At 65.4% G+C, this 17348-nt stretch carries 20 protein-coding genes; 9 read left to right on the top strand and 11 right to left on the bottom strand.

The window, feature by feature from the left end; translation table 11 throughout:
• The first annotated feature begins 117 nt into the window (after nucleotides 1–117).
• From GSQ90_RS23240 to GSQ90_RS23265, 6 genes are all read left to right on the top strand, one after another.
• Nucleotides 118–711 carry a biotin transporter BioY gene (locus GSQ90_RS23240; protein WP_246731726.1) on the top strand — a complete coding sequence of 198 codons (594 nt, stop codon included), beginning with the start codon at nucleotides 118–120 and terminating at the stop codon, nucleotides 709–711.
• 15 nt (nucleotides 712–726) lie between these two features.
• Entirely contained in the window at nucleotides 727–1191 is a 465-nt protein-coding gene (locus tag GSQ90_RS23245) for a thioesterase family protein (protein WP_158817298.1), read from the top strand.
• Nucleotides 1192–1313: 122 nt separating this feature from the next.
• Nucleotides 1314–1724, top strand: coding sequence for a hypothetical protein (locus GSQ90_RS23250; protein WP_158817300.1), 411 nt, complete (start codon nucleotides 1314–1316; stop codon nucleotides 1722–1724).
• A gap of 63 nt (nucleotides 1725–1787) precedes the next feature.
• On the top strand, nucleotides 1788–2444 hold the full coding sequence (locus tag GSQ90_RS23255; protein WP_158817301.1) for a ParA family protein: 657 nt from the start codon (nucleotides 1788–1790) through the stop codon (nucleotides 2442–2444).
• 93 nt (nucleotides 2445–2537) lie between these two features.
• A complete protein-coding gene (locus GSQ90_RS23260; RefSeq protein WP_158817302.1) occupies nucleotides 2538–2897 on the top strand; it encodes a hypothetical protein in 360 nt (119 codons plus the stop codon).
• A 216-nt stretch (nucleotides 2898–3113) separates the two neighbouring features.
• Nucleotides 3114–3455, top strand: a complete 342-nt coding sequence (locus tag GSQ90_RS23265; protein WP_158817303.1) for a hypothetical protein — start codon at nucleotides 3114–3116, stop codon at nucleotides 3453–3455.
• Here the strand turns inward: GSQ90_RS23265 and GSQ90_RS23270 are convergent.
• The 4 genes from GSQ90_RS23270 to GSQ90_RS23285 all read right to left on the bottom strand — a co-directional run bounded on the left by GSQ90_RS23270 (nucleotide 3439) and on the right by GSQ90_RS23285 (nucleotide 6226).
• Nucleotides 3439–4059, bottom strand: a complete 621-nt coding sequence (locus tag GSQ90_RS23270; protein WP_158817305.1) for a GNAT family N-acetyltransferase — start codon at nucleotides 4057–4059, stop codon at nucleotides 3439–3441. The two genes, GSQ90_RS23265 and GSQ90_RS23270, sit on opposite strands and share 17 nt — an antisense overlap.
• Nucleotides 4060–4179: 120 nt before the next feature.
• Complete coding sequence (locus GSQ90_RS23275; RefSeq protein ID WP_158817307.1) at nucleotides 4180–5124, bottom strand: cytochrome c; 945 nt, start codon at nucleotides 5122–5124, stop codon at nucleotides 4180–4182.
• A gap of 70 nt (nucleotides 5125–5194) precedes the next feature.
• The gene (locus GSQ90_RS23280; RefSeq protein ID WP_158817309.1) at nucleotides 5195–5635 is read right to left on the bottom strand and encodes a cytochrome c; all 441 of its coding nucleotides are present in this window, start codon (nucleotides 5633–5635) and stop codon (nucleotides 5195–5197) included.
• 189 nt (nucleotides 5636–5824) lie between these two features.
• On the bottom strand, nucleotides 5825–6226 hold the full coding sequence (locus GSQ90_RS23285) for a DUF2780 domain-containing protein (protein ID WP_158817311.1): 402 nt from the start codon (nucleotides 6224–6226) through the stop codon (nucleotides 5825–5827).
• Between the two features lie 167 nt (nucleotides 6227–6393).
• Here GSQ90_RS23285 and GSQ90_RS23290 point away from each other — a divergent pair, with 167 nt between their 5' ends.
• Nucleotides 6394–6858 (top strand): hypothetical protein, encoded by a 465-nt coding sequence (locus GSQ90_RS23290; RefSeq protein ID WP_158817313.1) that lies wholly within the window; start codon nucleotides 6394–6396, stop codon nucleotides 6856–6858.
• Between the two features lie 104 nt (nucleotides 6859–6962).
• Here GSQ90_RS23290 and GSQ90_RS32030 read toward each other — a convergent pair whose 3' ends face one another.
• The 3 genes from GSQ90_RS32030 to GSQ90_RS23305 form a co-directional block, all read right to left on the bottom strand.
• Nucleotides 6963–7910: a hypothetical protein gene (locus tag GSQ90_RS32030; protein ID WP_174247522.1), complete on the bottom strand. Its 948-nt coding sequence runs from the start codon at nucleotides 7908–7910 to the stop codon at nucleotides 6963–6965.
• A gap of 74 nt (nucleotides 7911–7984) precedes the next feature.
• Nucleotides 7985–9547 carry an OmpA family protein gene (locus GSQ90_RS23300; protein ID WP_158817315.1) on the bottom strand — a complete coding sequence of 521 codons (1563 nt, stop codon included), beginning with the start codon at nucleotides 9545–9547 and terminating at the stop codon, nucleotides 7985–7987.
• A gap of 171 nt (nucleotides 9548–9718) precedes the next feature.
• On the bottom strand, nucleotides 9719–10204 hold the full coding sequence (locus tag GSQ90_RS23305; RefSeq protein ID WP_158817317.1) for a MarR family winged helix-turn-helix transcriptional regulator: 486 nt from the start codon (nucleotides 10202–10204) through the stop codon (nucleotides 9719–9721).
• A gap of 74 nt (nucleotides 10205–10278) precedes the next feature.
• Here GSQ90_RS23305 and GSQ90_RS23310 point away from each other — a divergent pair, with 74 nt between their 5' ends.
• Nucleotides 10279–10764: a hypothetical protein gene (locus GSQ90_RS23310; protein ID WP_158817318.1), complete on the top strand. Its 486-nt coding sequence runs from the start codon at nucleotides 10279–10281 to the stop codon at nucleotides 10762–10764.
• A gap of 62 nt (nucleotides 10765–10826) precedes the next feature.
• Here GSQ90_RS23310 and GSQ90_RS23315 read toward each other — a convergent pair whose 3' ends face one another.
• Together GSQ90_RS23315 and GSQ90_RS23320 are read right to left on the bottom strand one after the other, a co-directional pair.
• Nucleotides 10827–11393, bottom strand: a complete 567-nt coding sequence (locus GSQ90_RS23315; protein ID WP_158817319.1) for a hypothetical protein — start codon at nucleotides 11391–11393, stop codon at nucleotides 10827–10829.
• Between the two features lie 110 nt (nucleotides 11394–11503).
• Nucleotides 11504–12367 (bottom strand): LysR family transcriptional regulator, encoded by an 864-nt coding sequence (locus GSQ90_RS23320; protein ID WP_158817320.1) that lies wholly within the window; start codon nucleotides 12365–12367, stop codon nucleotides 11504–11506.
• A 127-nt stretch (nucleotides 12368–12494) separates the two neighbouring features.
• Here GSQ90_RS23320 and GSQ90_RS23325 point away from each other — a divergent pair, with 127 nt between their 5' ends.
• On the top strand, nucleotides 12495–13529 hold the full coding sequence (locus tag GSQ90_RS23325; RefSeq protein ID WP_158817321.1) for a bile acid:sodium symporter family protein: 1035 nt from the start codon (nucleotides 12495–12497) through the stop codon (nucleotides 13527–13529).
• 45 nt (nucleotides 13530–13574) lie between these two features.
• Here the strand turns inward: GSQ90_RS23325 and GSQ90_RS23330 are convergent, their stop codons facing one another.
• Complete coding sequence (locus GSQ90_RS23330) at nucleotides 13575–13952, bottom strand: hypothetical protein (protein ID WP_158817322.1); 378 nt, start codon at nucleotides 13950–13952, stop codon at nucleotides 13575–13577.
• 22 nt (nucleotides 13953–13974) lie between these two features.
• Nucleotides 13975–17049 (bottom strand): tetratricopeptide repeat protein, encoded by a 3075-nt coding sequence (locus GSQ90_RS23335; RefSeq protein ID WP_158817323.1) that lies wholly within the window; start codon nucleotides 17047–17049, stop codon nucleotides 13975–13977.
• Between the last annotated feature and the right edge of the window lie 299 nt (nucleotides 17050–17348).

Raw genomic sequence — 17348 nt, forward strand, 5'->3', positions numbered from 1 at the left:
GGCGGCTTGTTCCACGCGGACGGCTCCTCTATACCGCATAGACCGCGAAAAGAGCGACTTCGCGCGATCGATCGCGCGGCGCTTTTTACATCCGCGCGCAGGCTTAACGGAGGGATTATGAACGACAATCGGCGCCCAACCCTTGCTGCAATGCTTTGGCCGCAACAGACGGCCTCGCGCATCGCTCGTTTTGCAGCGCTGGCGATCGGCGGGGCGCTTGCGCTCGCTTTGTCGGCCAAGGCGCAGGTGCCGTTCTATCCCGTGCCGATGACGTTGCAGACGCTGGTGGTCCTTGCGCTCGGCGCCGCGTTCGGCGCGCGCCTCGCGGCCGCGACCGTCCTGCTCTATCTCGCCGAGGGCCTGATGGGCCTGCAGGTGTTCGCCGGGTTGAGCGCCGGTCCGGCCTATATGGCGGGTCCGACGGGCGGCTATCTCTTAGGCTTCCTCGTCGCGGCGGCGCTGGTCGGCTGGCTGGCGGAGCGCGGCTGGGATCGTTCGCTCAGCCGCCTGCTCGCCGTGATGGTTCTTGGCCATCTTGTCATTTTCGCGTTTGGCTTTGCGTGGCTCGCCGTTCTGGTCGGGCCGGAGAAGGCGTGGCTCGGCGGCATCGTCCCGTTTGTGGCGGCGACGGTGCTGAAAACCTTGCTGGCTTGGGCGCTCGTCGCCGCAGCCTGGCGCGCCGTCGCGAGCCTGCGCGGCCCCGCGGCCTGACGTCGAGGCGGCATCATGACGCGCGCGCGGGCGGAGAGGCCGGCGCCGTTGGGGCGGGCGGCCTTCGCCCGCTTCGTGCCGGTCTCGACGCGCTGGTCGGACAATGATCCCTATGGCCACATCAACAACGCCGCCTATTATTTCTTTTTCGACGCGGCGGTGAACGCCATTCTGATCGAAGCCGGCCTGCTCGATCCCGCCAAGAGCGATGTGATCGGCCTCGTTGTCGAAAACAATTGCGTCTATTTCTCCAGCCTTGCTTTTCCCGACGCGATCGAGATCGGCGTCGCGGTCGAAGAACTCGGGCGCACGTCGGTGCGCTACGTCTTGGCGGCGTTCAAGGCAGGCGCGCCGCTTGCCGCCGCACAGGGGCGCTACACCCATGTCTATGTCGCCCGCTCTACGCAACGCCCGACGCCGATCCCGGCCGGCCATCGGCGGCTGATGGAGAGCCTGCGCGTGGCGGACGCGCGGAGCTGAGGCAAACAGCGCGCGCGACAATTCCTCACCCACCGTTCAGTTCCATTGATTGGATAAGGCGGCGCCTTGACCTCAGAGGAATCGCGACCGCGCGCGATGGGGCGCTATTAGGGCTGCGCGTATTGCGGCTGGGCGTATTGCGGCTGCGCATATTGTGGTTGAGCATATTGCGGCTGCGCATACTGGGGCTGAGCGTATTGCGGCTCCGCATATTGGGGCTGTGCGAAGCTCGGCTCGGCGGATTGCGGCTGGGCGAATTGCGGTTGCGCGTATCGCGGCTGCGCGAACTGTGGCTGGGCGAACTGCGGTTGCGCGTATCGCGGCTGCGCATATTGCGGCTGGGCGTATTGCAGCTTCTCGAACCGCGGCTGCGGACAACCAGGAAATTCAGCGAAAGACCGATCTTTCGTGGGAGCCGCAAACGACAGCGCTGCCAAAAAGGCGCTTTTCAAAACCCACACGGGCAATCATCCTCGATCTGCCTTCTAAAACTAGTTGATTCGCAAGGTTCGCACAAACGTTCGTCGCTCTGATTTGGCTTGCGATTGCTCAACGCCGCGCTTTGGTATTAGCTGTTGCAAGCGGTGGGGGAAATCATGACCAAAGCGCACAAGCAAAAGCGTCTGATCAGCTTCGTCAGTCAGAAAGGCGGCGTCGGCAAGAGTACGCTGGCGCGCTTGCTGGCGGTGGGCGCCGCGCATCGCGGCCACAAGACCTTGCTGGCCGATTTCGATCTCGAACAGCTCACTTGCGTCGAATGGAACGCGACGCGGATGCGCAATAGCGTGGAGCCGGAGATCGACGCGCGGCCGTTCAAAAGCCTCAAGAAGCTTCACAAGAGCGAGGAGGAGATCGACGTCATCGTCGCCGACACGCGCGGCCTCGCCGACGAAATGACCAAGGAGCTCGCTGAGGACAGCGATGTCGTCTTCTTGCCGACAGGAACCTCGAGCGACGATCTACGGCCGACCCTTGCGCTCGCGCGCAAGCTCGCCAAGCAGGGCGCGGAGGGGCGCATCGTCATCGTGCTCTCCAAGGTCGGCCGGTCCGAGAAACAACTGAGCCATGCGATCGCGGCGATCGAAGAATCCGGTTTCGAACTGCTCGCCGAACATTGGCCCTTGCGCGACGGCTTCCAGAGCGAACTCGACGCGGGGCGCGCGGGCAGGGAAGCGCATAATCCGTATTTACGCGAAATGGCGGAGCGGATGGAGAATGCGCTGATGAAGCGGGCGACGCCTAAAGGGACGTGACGGGCTCCGCACCGCCCTGGTTTTTCGCGCGCGTGCAATCCCGTAAAACCTTTCCGCCAGTCGGACGGACAGGCTGGAAAGCGGGAGTTGGCCATGAAGCGCGTCGCGATCGGATTCCTTTGTCTTAGCCTGATCGCCAGTTTTGCAGTTGCTGGCTTGCCGGCGGCCAACGCGCAGCAATCATCGAGCTGGAACGGCGAGTGGGCGGGACATTGGGAGCAGGGGCAAGGCGCGCAGATTATCTTCGCCGGCGATGACCTCATCGGGATTTACTGGCGCGGCGATTATATCAGCGAAACGCATGCCGTCCTGTCGCGCGGCGGCGCGGTCGTCGCCATCAGTTGGGCCTCGGGCGAAGCCCTGCTCACTCGCGATGGACCGCTGAGCGCCCATATCGTCATTCACGAGAAAGGCCGCCCCGAGGCGTCTTTCGCGGTTAAGAAAGATCATTGAAATTCCGGGCTACTCGCGCGAGGATTCAGGCGCGAAATTATGCCATTCGCCCTATCCTCGCAATGGCTTGTGGGCCGCCGCCTATGAGATCGACGCGACGGGAGTCGTAACCGGCGCGGCCCGCATGGTAACCATTTCGTTAAAATACATTTTGTTATTTTAGAGCCAGCGCATAGCCTGCCGCTAGCACATTGCTAACCATACGCCGAGGCGAAGATGGCGCCGGAAATGAAGGAGCGCGCGAGCGCGCGGCGGCGCGTTTGCTATGGCGCGCAAATCGCAATCGACCCCGCGATTGAGCCGATCGAAATCCTGGTGCGCAACATTTCCGACGAAGGGGCGGCGGTGCGCGTGCTGGGCGGTCGCCTTCTACCCAATCCCTTCCAACTGACGATCGACCGCGCTGGGATCGCGCGCAGCGCTCATATCGTCTGGAAAAAAGACGATGATATCGGCGTTTCCTTCGACAAGGTCTTTGTTCCCGAGACGAAGGCGGCCGACGGGCGATCCTGGATCGGCGAGAAGAGGCGGACGTTGTCCTTCATGACGCGAGTCTGAAACGGCGCCGGGAAAGAGAGATCAAATCGCTGAGATCGCGGGTAAGTAGTTCGGCGTCGAGGCGCCGGGCCGGTCCGCCGGCTGCGATTCTGGCCATCGTGAAGGCGTCGAGCAATTGATGGCCGCGACGCGCGAAGCCGCTATGGCGTCCCTCGATTTCGAAGCCGAATTTGCGATAGAGAGAGATCGCGCGTTCATTGTCGCAAAAGACGGTCAATTGGATGCGGCGCAGGCCGAGCAATAGATCGGCCGTAGCGATGATCGCCGTCATCAATAGCGCGCCAAGCCCGCGGCCCTGAAATTGGTCGTGAACGAAGAGACTCAGCCCTCCGACGTGACTTTGGCTGCCCCGGCCGGGAAACAAGCCGGCAAATGCGATCGCTGTGTCGTTGATGGTCGCAACCGTCTCATAATTGTCGGAACCATTGCTGTCGAACCAGGCTTGAACCGCACTGGCGGAGCTGAACGGCTCCAGGACCATGCCTTGCCGGCACTGAGGCTGATCGAACATGCGGAAGAGAGCGTCGGCGTCGCGCTTCTCTCGGCGCCTGATCTCAAACGCGCTGTCGGCGACGCTTGAGCGCACGCTGCCCGCAAGCGACATGATCGAACCTTCGGTTGCACGCGGGTGGGCTTGCCGCCCTCTGTCGTCCGCCCACCCTTTTACGTCAAAAGGCTTGCGCCGGCCTGAATATCCTCGTCTCCGCCTCGCCTAGCGGTCGACTCATCCGCCTGATCCTTTCTTTTCAGGCGGACTTGTTTGTCGCGGCGGCAGCGATTTCAAGTATTCGGCGATCGCCTCGCGGTCCGACGGCGGCAATTCGGCGGTGTTCCGGATGACCTCGGCCATGGCGCCGCCCACCGAATCGCCATCGGGCGTGAGGCCGCTGGTCAGCAGTTCGGCGATGTCTTTTTGCGACCATGGGCCGAGTCCTGACGCATCCGGCGTGATATTGGGAACTCTCCCCTTGCCCTCCAGATTGGGACCGCCGGCAAAGCGCCGGTCGGCGACAACGGCGCCGAGTATATTGCGCGGCGAATGGCATTCGGCGCAATGGCCGAGGCCCTCGACGAGATAGCGGCCGCGATTCCATTGCAAAGTTTTCGCCGGATCGGCCTTGAGCGGCTTGCCGTCGAGAAACAGCAGCTTCCAAAGCCCCAAACCGCGCCGGATGTTGAACGGGAACGAAAGGTCGTGATCCCCAGCCTTGCCGGAGACAGGCGCGAGCGTCCGCAAGAACGTCATGAGATCCCTGACGTCTTCGATTTTCACGCGCTGGAACGATGTGTAGGGAAAGGCGGGATAATAATGCGTGCGTGATGGCGACACGCCGGTCAGCATCGCATTGGCGAGATCGACGACCTTCCACGCGCCGATCCCGTCGTCAGGATGGGGCGATATATTGGGAACGGTGAAGCTGCCGAACGGCGATTTCAACTGAAGGCCGCCGCCCAGCTTCAACCGATCGGGCTGCCCCGGCGTCGCGTGACAAGACGCGCATCCGCCCGCCTCGAAGACGATGCGGCCGCGCGCCGCGTCGCCGCCTTGTTCGTAGCTCTGCCATTGGTCGCGCGAAAAGGCGGCCCGCGGTTCTGTAAGCTGCCAGAGCGCACAGGCCGCGACCGCGGCGAGCGCAGCCAGAACGAGCAGGGTGGATCTGACAGGCATCGGCGATCCCGCGTCGTCGGGCGCTACGGCTTCATCTCAACCGTCTCGCAAGCCGCCCTTCGCAGCACGCTCAGTTTTGAGCCGCCCGATATTTCTCATGGCAGCCGCCGCAATCTTTGAAGATGGGCGGAAAAGACGCTTTGAAGCTCGCCTCGTCCTTGATCGCCGCCAGGGCGTCCGTCGCATCCTGCCCAAATTTTGCGAAACGCGCGTCCACGTCGGCCTTGTCGGCCCAAACCGCCGGCAAAGCCCTCGTATCCCCTCCGGTTTTTGAATCGTCCGGAAACAACGAGGGCATCTTCTTAGACGCGCTGATGAACGTGTTGAGCGACTTTTGGACCGTGGCCAAATCGAAGGGCGCATCGCCCTTCAGCATCTTGGCCGTGGCGCCGGCCGCCGCGCCATTATCCTTCATCGTCTGCTTGCGCTCTTTGATCACGTCGAGATTCTGCGGGACGGCCGCCTGGACGCTGACCGCGAGCGCCGCCGCGACGATAATGCTGCGGATCATGAACCCCTCCCGTTGTGACTGAACATAGACCGGCCCTGTCCGAGGGCGGCCGGCGAAGGATTGCAAGGAATTGGCGATCTGACAATGACCGGCGCCGCGCCTTGTATCGCCGCGCCGCGCAAACACGCGCAGCGGGCGATAATCTTTTCGTGATCGACAGCGGCGCGCGTTCGGCGCGCCGGGTCGAATTCAGGCGAATTTGTTCAGGCCGGGGACGGCCGACAAAATCTTGGAGACGGCGTCGTCGCCGAGCTTGGCGCGCAGAAACGCGAATATCTCCTTGCCGACGGTTTCGACCTGGCCTGTGTCGAGCCCCGCCTCGCTCTCCAGGCGACCGAAGGCCGCCACGAGATCGCCGCCAGCGCCGCCCAGCATGCCGCCGATTTTTCCAAACAGCCCGCCAGCCGAGCCGGCGGAAGCGGCGGCCGCCGCGACGAGATCGTCGACGCCTGGAATCGCCGCAAGAAGCTTGTCCAATTGAAGCTGTGGCGCTTCCTTCTCGACGAAGCCGAAAATAATCCCGACGGCCTTCTTGGCGGCGTCCTCGCCGATGTTGGCGGCGGCGGTCAAACGCGCGATCAATTCATCCATGGCGAAGTCTCCGGGTGAGGCATTGCAAAATGAGTGTCGGCAAAAACGACCACGAAATCAAGACGCCTGAGACCGTAAGCCAGTCAGACGCCTGCGTTCGGAGCGGGCCGCCATTGCGTCGTGTCGGCGATCCGTCGTCCGTCGTTTGAACAGAAAGTACGCCATCGATGTCGCGGTCGATTTGGAAGTCCGCTGTTTGGTTCGCGTTTGTCGGTCCGCCTGTCGGAGCGGCGATAGCCGTAGGTCTCCTTCTGGCGAGCGTCGCTTTCCGCGAATTCTTCGAACAGGACCATCGCATCTCGTTGATGGAGATGGTTCCCGCTTTGCTGGTCGACGCCGCGATCATCTTCGCCGCCGCCTATCCCATCGGCGGCCCGGCGGCCTTCGGGGCGGGAGCGGCGATCGAAATCATGTCGAAGCGCGCATTCGGCAGAGCCTCGTGCATCGCCGCTTCCATCCTCATCGGCGCCGCGCTCAGCACGCTGATCGTCTATGGGCTCGACGAATATGTGTTGCCGCATCCGCACGGCGACGCCGCTGCTGGATTTGGCCCCCATATCTGGCTGTCTGTGGGGGGCGTCGGGGCCTTGTCGGCGGCGATCTGCTCTTATGTCTTCTTGAGGCGGGCGTGAGCACACACACGACCGGCTGGAGCCAGATGTTGAATTCTATTCGCTAGAGCCTGATGCGAAACGATGGATCACACTCGACCGTTTCGACCATAAATCATTATGCGCTAATGGCGCGGCTTGATGTTGGAGAGATCAGCGATGTTGGACTGACCCGCCGAGCCGTCGTCATGCTTGGAGGCGACGCCGCCGGCCTCGACGCGTTTCGAAAAGGCGGTTTCGGCGCCAGCGGCGAGCGCGGTGGCCTGGGCAATCCATTCCTCGCGGTCGATGCGGCCGGGAAAGGCGAGATAGCTGCCGACCCAGTGGACGTTGTCGGGCGTCCAGGCGGCGATCTGCGCGAAATGCCAGACGCCGAGCGCATGCAGGCGCCCCTCGTTCTGCGGCCCGATGCCCTTGATCCGCTTGAGGTCGTCCGCCTTGCCGCCGCGCGGACCGACAAGGCCGGGCGGCCGGCTGCCGCCATGCTTTTCCTCACCCTCCACGGGCCCCATAGCGGCTGGCTCGGAAGGGTCGGCGCCCGCCACGGCTGAGGCCGCCGCTGCGACGACGGGGACAGGCTGTGGGACCGGCGTTGCGACGGGTTCCGGAACCGGGGTCGGCGTGGCTGTCGGATGGGGCGAGGATACGCTGTCGGAGAACGCAGGAGCGGGCTGTGGCGTCGGCGTTGCGATGGGCTGGACCGGGGTCGGCGCGACGGTCGGTTGAGACACGGCCGCGCGAATGCTGTCGGGAGCCGGCGCGACGGGTTGGGGCGCGGTAGCGGGCTCGGCTTCCGTCGCGACGCTGGCCTTGACGAAGCCGCCGATCAGGCAGCCGACGATATAGGCCGCGAAGAAAAACAACGCGGTCTCCAGCCAGAAGCCCAGGCGTCCTGGCAGCCAATGCAGCCAGGCGACCAGCAGGCCGATGACGAAGACGATCAAGGCGAGACGGAACCAGCCGAAAAACCAGCGGCCTTGCGGCCCGCGTGCGTTGGTGATCCAGCCGACGACGAGGCCGACGATCAGCGCCAGCAGGAGCCAGATCCAAAGGAACGAAAAATCGTAAATCATGGCGTCCGCTCCCGCGCCGGATCGCCGGCGCCTGTTCCCAAACGTTCAATCGACCTTGAGCGCTTTCGGCGTCCCTATTCCTTGACCGAAAACTCGATGCGGCGGTTCTGGGCGCGCCCTTCTTCGGTATCGTTGGAGGCGACCGGCTTCGACGATCCATAGCCGGCCGCGCTCAGGCGGTTCGCCGCGACGCCGGCGCGCACGAGAAAACTCACCACCGCCTCGGCGCGCGCTTTGGACAGCGCCACGTTTTCGGCGTCGCCTCCGGTATTGTCGGTATGGCCGGAAATTTCGATCTGGCCGGTCGCGCAGCGCAACGCGATCCCCGCCAGATTGTTCAGCAAGGCGTCGGAGGCGTGCGAAATATTCGCTTTGCCCGTTTCGAATTCGATGTGCGTTCCGGTGAGTTGCTGCTTGAACCCCTCCTGACAGGCGTTGACGTCGAGCGGCGGCCCCGAGGCGAGCGGAGAGGCGGCTGGCTGGGCGGCGGCGGTTTGCGCTGATGGGGCAGGGGAGGCCGCGGCCTGATCGGCGGCGGGTTGCGCAGGCGCCGGAGGCGCGGCCGCCGCCTGATCGGGTGTTGGTTGCGCGGGGGGCGCCGGAGGAGGCGCGGGGGGCGGCGGGGGACGCTCGATGGCGACCGAGGCGAGCTTCAGCCCCGCTGGCGGAGAGGCGACGGCCGCCTCGACCGCATCGGCCGCCGCGGCGGCGGCCGCGCGGCCCTTGATCGAAAAATCAGCGTCGCTGAAACGCGTTTCGCCCGTTTCGAGCCCCTTCAGTTGGGTCAGCGCGAAGCCAGCGCCCGCGGCGAAATCGACGCCGGCGGGCAGACCGCTGGCGATCGTCAAGGCATTGTCGATTTTCGCGTTCGGGAACAAAGTTTTCGCCGTCGCCGCCAGCGCGTCGCGCGCGGCGATCGAAGGGGCCGCGCCCGTCAGCTTGAGGGCGCCGTCCGCGCTTGAAGCGGAAAATACGAAGGGCGCGGCGACCGGGGCGGCGATATCGGCCTTGGCGAGCTTGACCCCCGCCGGCAATTTGCCCAGCGCCGCCATCGTCTGCTCAAAGGCGGCCGAATCGCCGGTCTTTCCCGTGATGGTCAGGGCTCCGTCGCTGAATGTCGCGACGCCGCTCGAAAGCTTGCCGAGCACGCCGAGCGCGAAGGCGCCGTCCGCCGCCAGCCCGCTCGTGTCGCCACGCTGATAGACCGAGGCGTCGGCGACATCGGCGCTTGGGATCGCCTTCGCCGCATCCAGTAAGTCGGCCCGCGCGGCGGGATCGGGGACGGAGCCGGCGAGCGCGACTTTGGCGCCCTCGCGCGTCGCCGACCAGACATAGGGCTTGGCTTCGGGGATCAGCGTGAGCGCGCCGGGGTTGACCAGCCTGACGCCGGGCGTCGCAAGAACCGCCTGGACGGCGGTCAACGGGCCATCCGCGGCGAAGGCGGCGCCGGAGAGCGAAACGTCGCGGCCCGCGACGGCGAGGGCGGCCTTGTCCAGCAGGTCAGCGGGCAAAGCCGCAGCGCTATGCGTGGAGAGATCGGATTCGACCGGTCCGACCACTTCGGCGGTCCCGACGATCCAGAGCAAGCCCAATGGAATCAGCCCGAAGGCCCATTTATGCGGCTCGTAGGCCATCATACGCTCCTTCCGCCTGTCGCGTGGACAACACCCGGATGATCGTCGGTCCGCTAAAAGATACGCAAGTTTCAGCGCCGGTGGCAATGGCCGGCCCGAACCGGCGCATTGCGAGTTCAAGCGAACGGCGCCTCACCGACCGCCTTTCGCGTTGAGGCGTAAGTCCAATTCACGTCATGCGCGTGACGGCTTGGCTGCACGATCGCTTGGCGACGACCCGACGCGCTCGTCGCCCGAATCCAACGCGCGAACAACCTTCGCGAGCGCTTCGAGAAAGGCGTCGCGCGCGCCTTCATCGAGTTTGGCCAGCGCCTTTTCGTTGACCGATTGCACGGCGTTCTCCACCGCCTTGACCTTCTTGAGGGCCACCGGCGTCAGGACGATCAGCGCGCTGCGGCCATCGCGCGGATCGGGCCGGCGCCGGATCAGGCCGTCGCGCTCCATTCGCGACAAAGTGGCGGCCATGGTCGGCTGTTCGGTGGCGGCCGCCTGCGCCAGAGCGGTTTGCGTGAGGGCGCCGCCATTGGCCAAAGCGAAGAAAACCGGCAGATGGCCGGAACTGACCCCGAGGGGGCGAAGGCGGTCGTCGATGGCGCGCGCGAACAGTCGCGCGGCGAGATTGGTCATGTATCCGGCGGAGGCTTCACGGGCGAGGGTCATAAATATAGCTTGCTATGTTGTTGCATTGCATACTATGTAACTCCCGACTGTCCGTCTGGCAATGGAGCCCTCGCATGTGGGATCGAAAACGCACGCTCGCCCTTCACGCCGCGGCTGGCGCCGCCGCCTTCCTGATCATCGCATCGTTCCAGACCGCGACCATCGTCGCCGAGATCGCCGCCATTCCCGCTCTCATCGCCGCGGTCAAGACAAGCATCGTCTTCGGCCTGCTGGTTCTCATCCCGATGATGGCGATCGCCGGCGCGACGGGCCGGCGTCTGGCGGGACCTTCGCCCAAAGGCCTGGCGGCGCGAAAACTGCGCCGCCTTGTCCTGGCGGCTCTGAACGGGATTTGCGTGCTCGTCCCTTGCGCGCTGTTTCTCGCCTGGGAGGCGCGCGCCGGAATGTTCGACGCGTGGTTCCTCGCGGTTCAGGCGCTGGAACTCGCCGCCGGTCTCGCCAACCTCATCCTCATCGGCCTCAACATGCGCGATGGCTTCGCGATGTCGGGCCGCTTCGGCCGTCGGCCGAATGTCTCGTCATCGCCGCGCCGGACCTGAAGCGCGGCGCGGCGATGGATTCTTGCGCATGCGTCCGCCCCCGCCATCTTCGTCGCCCAGCGTCACCGGCTCTCGCCCTCGAAGGGCGTCGCGACGTCCCAGGCGCCTTCGATGCGCATCAATACGTTGGAATCGGTTTCGATCGATATCGCCTGTTGCGGCGCGGTCAGATTCTTCACCAGCGTCAGAAAGGGCTCGCCCTCGCGGATGATCGCGCGGTGCGCGAGTTCGCGAAAACCGAGGACGCGAATCCATACGCCCGCGAAGTCGCGCCGCGCCACCGTCAGTACCTGCGTATAGCCTTTCCTAGCGGCGTGATCGAAGACGAACGCCGAGCATTGCTTGAGCACTTGCGCGCTTCGATAAGCCTTGCGAAAGCCGGTCCTTTCGATCTTGGCGAAGTCGCGGAACCATCGGATGCGCGTCGCGCCGATCGGCTCGTCCCTGGCATAGGCGACGATATGGGTGGCCTGGAAATCATTGCCGTCGAAGGCGCGCTTCACCGACAGGCCGGTGTCTTCCATGAAGCAGATGCTGCGAATTGCGAAGGCGTGCTGGAGCTGCTCGTAATTGCTGACGACGACGAGCCGGACCGCGCTACCCGCTTCCTGTATGGGCGACTTCGCCATCTCAGACTCCCGCTTCGCCTTCGACGATCCGACCCATTGCCCTTGGGCGCAATCGCAGCCTGCCGCTTATGAACCGCGACGCCAAGCCCTCGCGCCCCGCTTGCTGCGCCTCACCCTGGCTGGGGCTTCTGCAGCCGGTCGGCGTTGCGCAGGATCATCGCCGTCAGGGCCGAGGCGATGCGATGATGCTGTCCGGGACCGATCACGACGAACTCGATCTCGCCCAGTTCGGGCAGAAAGCGCGACGATGGCAGCGCGACGAGGCCGGGCGGGATCAGGCGCGCCGAATGGGGCGCGACGCCAAGCCCGGCGCGCGCGGCCGCGCATAAGCCGCTGAGGCTGCCGCTGGTGCAGGCGGCGCGCCAGGTGCGGCCGGCCTGCGCCAGCGCCTCCAGCGCCAAAGCGCGGCTGATGCTGGGCGGGGGATAGAGCACGAGCGACAGCGGCAATTGCGGGTCCGGCCGGATGCCTGGCCGGCCGACCCAGACAAGCTGCTCGCGCCAGGCGATCTCACCGCGCGTATCGCCGGCGCGGCGCTTGACGAAAATCACGTCGAGCTCGCCGGAATCGAACCTCTCATACAAGATGCCGCTCAGCCCGACGGTCAGTTCGAGATCGACCGAGGGATGACGCTGCGCGAAATCGGCCAGAACGTCCTGCAGCCCCGACAGGACGAAATCCTCCGAGGCGCCAAAGCGCATGCGGCCGCGTAATTCCGACCCCGCGAAGAAACGGTCGATGCGCTCGTTGGCGTCCAGCACCCGGCGCGCGAAGTCCACCAGCGCATCGCCATCCGGCGTCGGCGCCACCGAATGGGTGTCGCGCGCGAAGAGATGACGGCGCAGCGCTTCCTCCAGCCGCTTGATGTGCTGGCTGACCGTCGACTGGCGCAGGCCGAGGCGCTGGGCCGCCAAAGTGAAGCTCTTCGTCTCCGCGACGGCGAGGAAGGATTGCAGGAGTTCCGGATTGAGCATCGGCGCGATCTCCATGCGTTTTGTTATCACGATTTGTGGATACTATTATCGAAATTATCATGATTTATAATTTCAGAGCCAGGCCTATGTTCCTGTGCATCGCTCGTCAAACAGGATCGCCATCGTCATGTCGCCCGCCTCCATCTTGTCCCGCCTTCGCATCGACCCCTATCTTCTCGCCTTGATCGGCACAGTCGGGCTGGCGGCGGTGCTACCGGCGCGCGGCGCCGCTGCGCCTGTGATGGATGGCGCGGTCTATGGCGCCGTCGCGCTATTGTTCTTCCTCTATGGGGCGCGATTGTCGCCGCAGGCGGTGGCGGCGGGCATCGCCGACTGGCGCCTGCAATCGCTGGTGCTGGCCAGCACCTTCGTTCTTTTCCCGGCGATCGGCCTGGCGCTGACGGCGGCGATGCGGCCGTTCCTGTCGCCGGAACTGTCGCTCGGGCTGATGTTCGTCTGCGTGCTGCCCTCGACCGTGCAATCCTCGATCGCCTTCACCTCGATCGCGCGCGGCAATGTGCCGGCGGCGCTCTGCAGCGCTTCGGCGTCCAACCTGTTCGGCATGGTGCTGACGCCAGCCCTCGTCGCTCTGCTGCTCAACGCCCATGGCGCCGGGTTCAGCGTGAAGGCGCTGCAGGATATCGGCTTGCAATTGCTGGCCCCCTTCGCGGCGGGCCAGTTGATGCGCCCGCTGATCGGCGCCTGGCTGCTGCGGCATAAGACGATCACCGCGATCGTCGACCGCGGCTCGATCCTGATCGTCGTCTATGCCGCGTTCAGCGCCGGCATGGTCGCGGGCGTCTGGTCGCAGGTCAGCCTGGGGAGCCTTGGCCTCGTCGCCTTGCTCGATATGGCGATGCTGGGCCTGGTGCTGGTCGTCACCACCTATGTCGCCCGCTGGGCCGGCTTCTCGACGGAGGATGAGATCGCCATCGTTTTCTGCGGCTCGAAGAAAAGCATGGCGGGCGGCATTCCGATGGCGAACATCCTGTTTCCGGGCCATGCCGTCGGCCTGATCGTGCTGCCGCTGATGCTGTTCCATCAGGCGCAGCTCTTCGCCTGCGCTACCCTCGCGCGGCGCTATGCGGAGCGCAAGGCTTCGGCCCCGGCGCGCGCGGCTGTTCTGGCTGCGGGCGGGTCGGCTTCGGTGCAGATGAATTGAGCGCGGCCGTGCTGACGCGCTCTATGCTGCCCCCGACCGTGCGCTCTACCGGATCGTAATCGTGCTACCGTCGCTCGCCTGCGCGCTTGTGTTGTTGTCGCCGGTCACATTCATCGTCTGGTTCGTCAAGGCGACGCCATGCTCTTTCAGCAGCGCGGCAAGCGCGGCGGCGGTGTCAGGCTCCTTTTTCAGAGCCTTCGTCAGCGCTGCCTGCAAGGCCAGCGCGTTCTCGGGCGCGCCCGGCGCCGCCTCCAGATCGGCGACGGCTTCCTTGCCTGCTTCGCCGGTCAGTTTGCCTTTGATCCAGTCCCAGACGGATTTGCCGACGCCGGACGCGACTTCCTTGGCGGCGTCCTTGCCGAATTTGAGGAGGTATGGCGTGGCGGCGGCGAGCGCGGTCGCGGCGAGCGTAGCGGGGTCCATGAGCGTCTCCTTTTCTCTTGCGTCAGTCGGCAGTCGAAGCGTTGGCGGTTTGGTATTCCGGCAGCGTTTGCAAAGTCTCGACAATCGGCCCGAGCAAAGCGTGGTCCGGTTCGACGCCGGCATCTGCGCAGCGGTTGAGGTAGTTTTGGCATAGCGGAAATATTCGCTGGGAATAGGCCGTCGGCGCGCGCAAGAAAAAGGGCGCCAAAGTCGCCACGGCCTCCCGCGCCGCCGCAAGGGCCTCGTCGCGCTGTTCAAGACCGCAGAACATTCCGCCGAGATTGTTCAACGCGATCGCGAGATCGGGCTGGAAACCGTCGGGCCTTTCCGCGGCGAGGCCGCGATAGATGTCGACGGCCTCCTGCGCCGCCCCGAGCGCTTCGTCGCGGAGGCCGAGGTTGCTGAGCCCGTCGCTGAGATTGCTCAGCGATCCCGCGAGGTCCGGCAGGAAGGCGGATATTTCGGCGGCAAGGCCGCGATAGATGTCGATCGCCTCCTGCGCGGCTGCGACTGCGTCCTCGCGTCGGTCGAGCGCGCTGAGGCAGCCGCCGAGATCGTTCAGCGCCGTCGCGAGATAGGGAAGAAAAGCGTCGGGCCCGTCGGCGGCGACGCGGCGATGAATATCAACCGCCTCCTGCGTCGCGGCGAGCGCGTCCTCGCGGCGGCCGAGTTCGCGGAGCCTTTTGCCGAGATCGCTCAGCGACCCCGCGAAATCGGGCATGAAGGCGTCGGGCGTTTCGGCGACGAGGCGGCGATGAATATCGACGGCCTCTTGCGCCGCCGAGCGGGCCTCCTCGCGCCGGCCGACCTTGCCGAGCTTGTCGCTGAGATTGTTCAACGACGTCGCAAGCGTGGGCATGAAGGCCTCGGGTCTTTCGGCCGCGAGACGGCGACAAATGTCCAACGCCTCCGTGGTGGCCGCGAGGGCGCCCTCGCGCCGGTCGAGTTTGCCGAGTATCACGCCGAGGTTGATCAGCGCGGCTGCGAAGTCGGGGAGGAAGGCGTCCGGCTGTTCGACGGCGAAGCTACGATAGATATCGACCGCCTCCTGCGCCGGCGCGAGCGCCTCTTCGCGGCGCTCGAGCTCGCGAAGCCGATTGCCGAGATTGGTGAGCGAGATCGCGAGATCTGGCATGAAGGCGTCGGGTCGCTCGGCGGCCAGACGGCGACGGATTTCGAGCGCCTCCAGCGTTGGCGCGAGCGCGTCCTCCAACCTGCCGAATTCGCTGAGCTTATTGCCATAATTGCTCAGCGCGCTCGCGAGAAGGGGCATGAAGGCGCCAGGCCTTTCGGCGGCGAGACGGCGACGGATATCGACCGCCTCCCGCGCCGCTGCGAGCGCGTCCTTGCGCCGACCGAGATCGCCGAGCCGACTGCCGAGATTGTTCAGCGCGTTCGCGAGATGAGGCGCGAAGGCCTCGGAGCTTTCGGCGACGAGGCGGCGGTAGAGGTCGACCGCCTCCCGCGTCGCTGCGAGCGCGTCCTCGCGGCGGCCGAGTCCGCTGAGTCGATCGCCGAAATTGTTCAGTGACTTCGCAAGCAGGTCGCTCAGCGGGAGCAAAGCTTTGCGATCGGCGGCCGAATTGCGCGCCTTGCGGGCCGCGACTGCGGTGCGCAGCGCGGCGGTGATTCGGCGGGTCAGTCTTACCGCCAACTCCCGCAATGCCAGCGTCTTGATGGGAAGAGCGTCGGCGATTTGCATGAGAGCGCCGATGTCGGCGTTCGATGTCTCGGCAAGGCTTTCCAACCACCGGACCGGCTCGTCCCGGCCGGCCGGCGCGAAATCCTGCGCGATGCGCACGAGGACGGCGCTGACCCTGGGCAACATACTTTGCGCCGCCGCAGCGATGCGGGCGGCCGGCGGCAGGCCCCATTGTGCAATCGGCCCCTTGTCGCCGAGCCAGGCGAGGATCGCGCCTTCGCCGACGATATCGGGCAGGATCGGCGCGACGCCGCCGCTTCCATCCGCGACCGGCAAGGCGTCGCACACGGCTTCCAAACTCGAGTTGAGCGGCGCGGCGGACTTCAAGGCCGCATGTTCGCCTTCGGCGAGCTTGCGCGCCTCTTCGCGCGTCAGCCCTTGCGTCAAGGTCGCGATGACAGCCATATGGCGGATGAAGGCGCCGCGATGGTTCTGGCCTGACGCGTCGACGCCATGCGCGGCGCCGATATCGCCGATGCGCTTCAATTCACGTTCGGCAATGGCGAGCGCGAGATCGGTGCGCGAAAGGCTCAGCGCCGCGCTGACTCCCTCGCGCCGCGCAACCAGCCCCGCCATGCCGAGATAAAGAGGATCGCCCGCCCATTTGCGGTCGGCGAGCAATCGGTCGAATTCAGCATCGGCGCCGGGCGCCGGCGCTTCGAGCCCGCTGCCGCCGCTGCCGAGCAAAGCGGCGAAGATTCGTCGCCGGAATGCGAGATCGTCAATCGCCGTCAGTTCCACCGGTTCGGGCGGATCGAGCAGCGCGATCAGCGCGCGTGACGCATCGTCGCTGCCGTAGCCGAAGATCGTCGCGAGCCAGCCAATCGCCCGATTGGCCTGTCGCTCGATCAGCAGCAGGCGAAGCCGGGGGCGCCCGTCCTCGAGCGCCGCATCGCTGATTTCGCGCGCCCAATCGCGGATTTGTCCGGCGCGGCTCGCGGCATAGTCGATGAGGATCAGAACCGGCCTGTCCCAGCGCCATTGCGCAACATTGTGCTGCGCGCGGAATCGGTCGAGCTCCTCGACGGTAGCGAAGCCCGCGAGCCATCCCGCTTCGGAAATCCCGCGCGCGAGCTCCAGCGCGAGGCGCGTCTTGCCGCGGCCGCCCGCGCCGACCAGCACACGCATCGATACGGGCGCTTCGCCGTCGAGCCAATGCCTGAGATCGTCGAGCGCGTCGTCGCGACCGACGAGCGGGACGACATCGGCGCGATAGGCGCTGAGCAGACCGGTTTCGGATTTGTCGCGCGCCGCGAGCTTTGTCCGTTTTTCATATTGCGTCAGGCGCAGATAGGCCTTGTCGGCCTGGACGGCGACGTTCACGCCGCTGCCATTGGCCTGTACGATGATATTATCGTGGCCGAAGACCGTCGCATTCTGGGCGGGCGTATCCATCGGGCAATCCGGGACGGCGCGGCGAAGTCCTTCACACGATGAACGCGGGAAACGGCGTGGTCAATGGCGATGGGGCGGCGGAGCCCGCTTGTCGCGGCGCGGCGGCGCGGGCAGTAGCGCGATCGGCGAAGCGTCGCAAAACGGCGGGCGTTGCGCGCGCGGCGGGCGACCCCTCATCCGTCGTCGCTGACGCGACGACACCTTCCCCCGCAAGGGGCTACGGGATTCACACGAGTGATTTGCGTTGAGCGATTGCATATCCTTCGATCAAGTCGGCCAATCGTCGCCATCCCTCAGCC

The sequence above is a fragment of the Methylocapsa sp. S129 genome, assembly GCF_009765995.1.
Classification (GTDB): domain Bacteria; phylum Pseudomonadota; class Alphaproteobacteria; order Rhizobiales; family Beijerinckiaceae; genus Roseiarcus.

Excerpts from the sequence above, each read along its gene's own strand:
- GSQ90_RS23260 (WP_158817302.1), top strand. The coding sequence starts at position 2,538 with ATGAAGCGCGTCGCGATCGGATTCCTTTGTCTTAGCCTGATCGCCAGT.
- GSQ90_RS23240 (WP_246731726.1), top strand. The coding sequence starts at position 118 with ATGAACGACAATCGGCGCCCAACCCTTGCTGCAATGCTTTGGCCGCAA.
- GSQ90_RS23310 (WP_158817318.1), top strand. The coding sequence starts at position 10,279 with ATGTGGGATCGAAAACGCACGCTCGCCCTTCACGCCGCGGCTGGCGCC.
- GSQ90_RS23285 (WP_158817311.1), bottom strand. The coding sequence starts at position 6,226 with ATGGATGAATTGATCGCGCGTTTGACCGCCGCCGCCAACATCGGCGAG.
- GSQ90_RS23270 (WP_158817305.1), bottom strand. The coding sequence starts at position 4,059 with ATGTCGCTTGCGGGCAGCGTGCGCTCAAGCGTCGCCGACAGCGCGTTT.
- GSQ90_RS23300 (WP_158817315.1), bottom strand. The coding sequence starts at position 9,547 with ATGATGGCCTACGAGCCGCATAAATGGGCCTTCGGGCTGATTCCATTG.
- GSQ90_RS23255 (WP_158817301.1), top strand. The coding sequence starts at position 1,788 with ATGACCAAAGCGCACAAGCAAAAGCGTCTGATCAGCTTCGTCAGTCAG.
- GSQ90_RS23275 (WP_158817307.1), bottom strand. The coding sequence starts at position 5,124 with ATGCCTGTCAGATCCACCCTGCTCGTTCTGGCTGCGCTCGCCGCGGTC.
- GSQ90_RS23280 (WP_158817309.1), bottom strand. The coding sequence starts at position 5,635 with ATGATCCGCAGCATTATCGTCGCGGCGGCGCTCGCGGTCAGCGTCCAG.
- GSQ90_RS23315 (WP_158817319.1), bottom strand. The coding sequence starts at position 11,393 with ATGGCGAAGTCGCCCATACAGGAAGCGGGTAGCGCGGTCCGGCTCGTC.
- GSQ90_RS23305 (WP_158817317.1), bottom strand. The coding sequence starts at position 10,204 with ATGACCCTCGCCCGTGAAGCCTCCGCCGGATACATGACCAATCTCGCC.
- GSQ90_RS32030 (WP_174247522.1), bottom strand. The coding sequence starts at position 7,910 with ATGATTTACGATTTTTCGTTCCTTTGGATCTGGCTCCTGCTGGCGCTG.
- GSQ90_RS23330 (WP_158817322.1), bottom strand. The coding sequence starts at position 13,952 with ATGGACCCCGCTACGCTCGCCGCGACCGCGCTCGCCGCCGCCACGCCA.
- GSQ90_RS23245 (WP_158817298.1), top strand. The coding sequence starts at position 727 with ATGACGCGCGCGCGGGCGGAGAGGCCGGCGCCGTTGGGGCGGGCGGCC.
- GSQ90_RS23290 (WP_158817313.1), top strand. The coding sequence starts at position 6,394 with ATGTCGCGGTCGATTTGGAAGTCCGCTGTTTGGTTCGCGTTTGTCGGT.
- GSQ90_RS23325 (WP_158817321.1), top strand. The coding sequence starts at position 12,495 with ATGTCGCCCGCCTCCATCTTGTCCCGCCTTCGCATCGACCCCTATCTT.
- GSQ90_RS23265 (WP_158817303.1), top strand. The coding sequence starts at position 3,114 with ATGGCGCCGGAAATGAAGGAGCGCGCGAGCGCGCGGCGGCGCGTTTGC.
- GSQ90_RS23320 (WP_158817320.1), bottom strand. The coding sequence starts at position 12,367 with ATGCTCAATCCGGAACTCCTGCAATCCTTCCTCGCCGTCGCGGAGACG.
- GSQ90_RS23335 (WP_158817323.1), bottom strand. The coding sequence starts at position 17,049 with ATGGATACGCCCGCCCAGAATGCGACGGTCTTCGGCCACGATAATATC.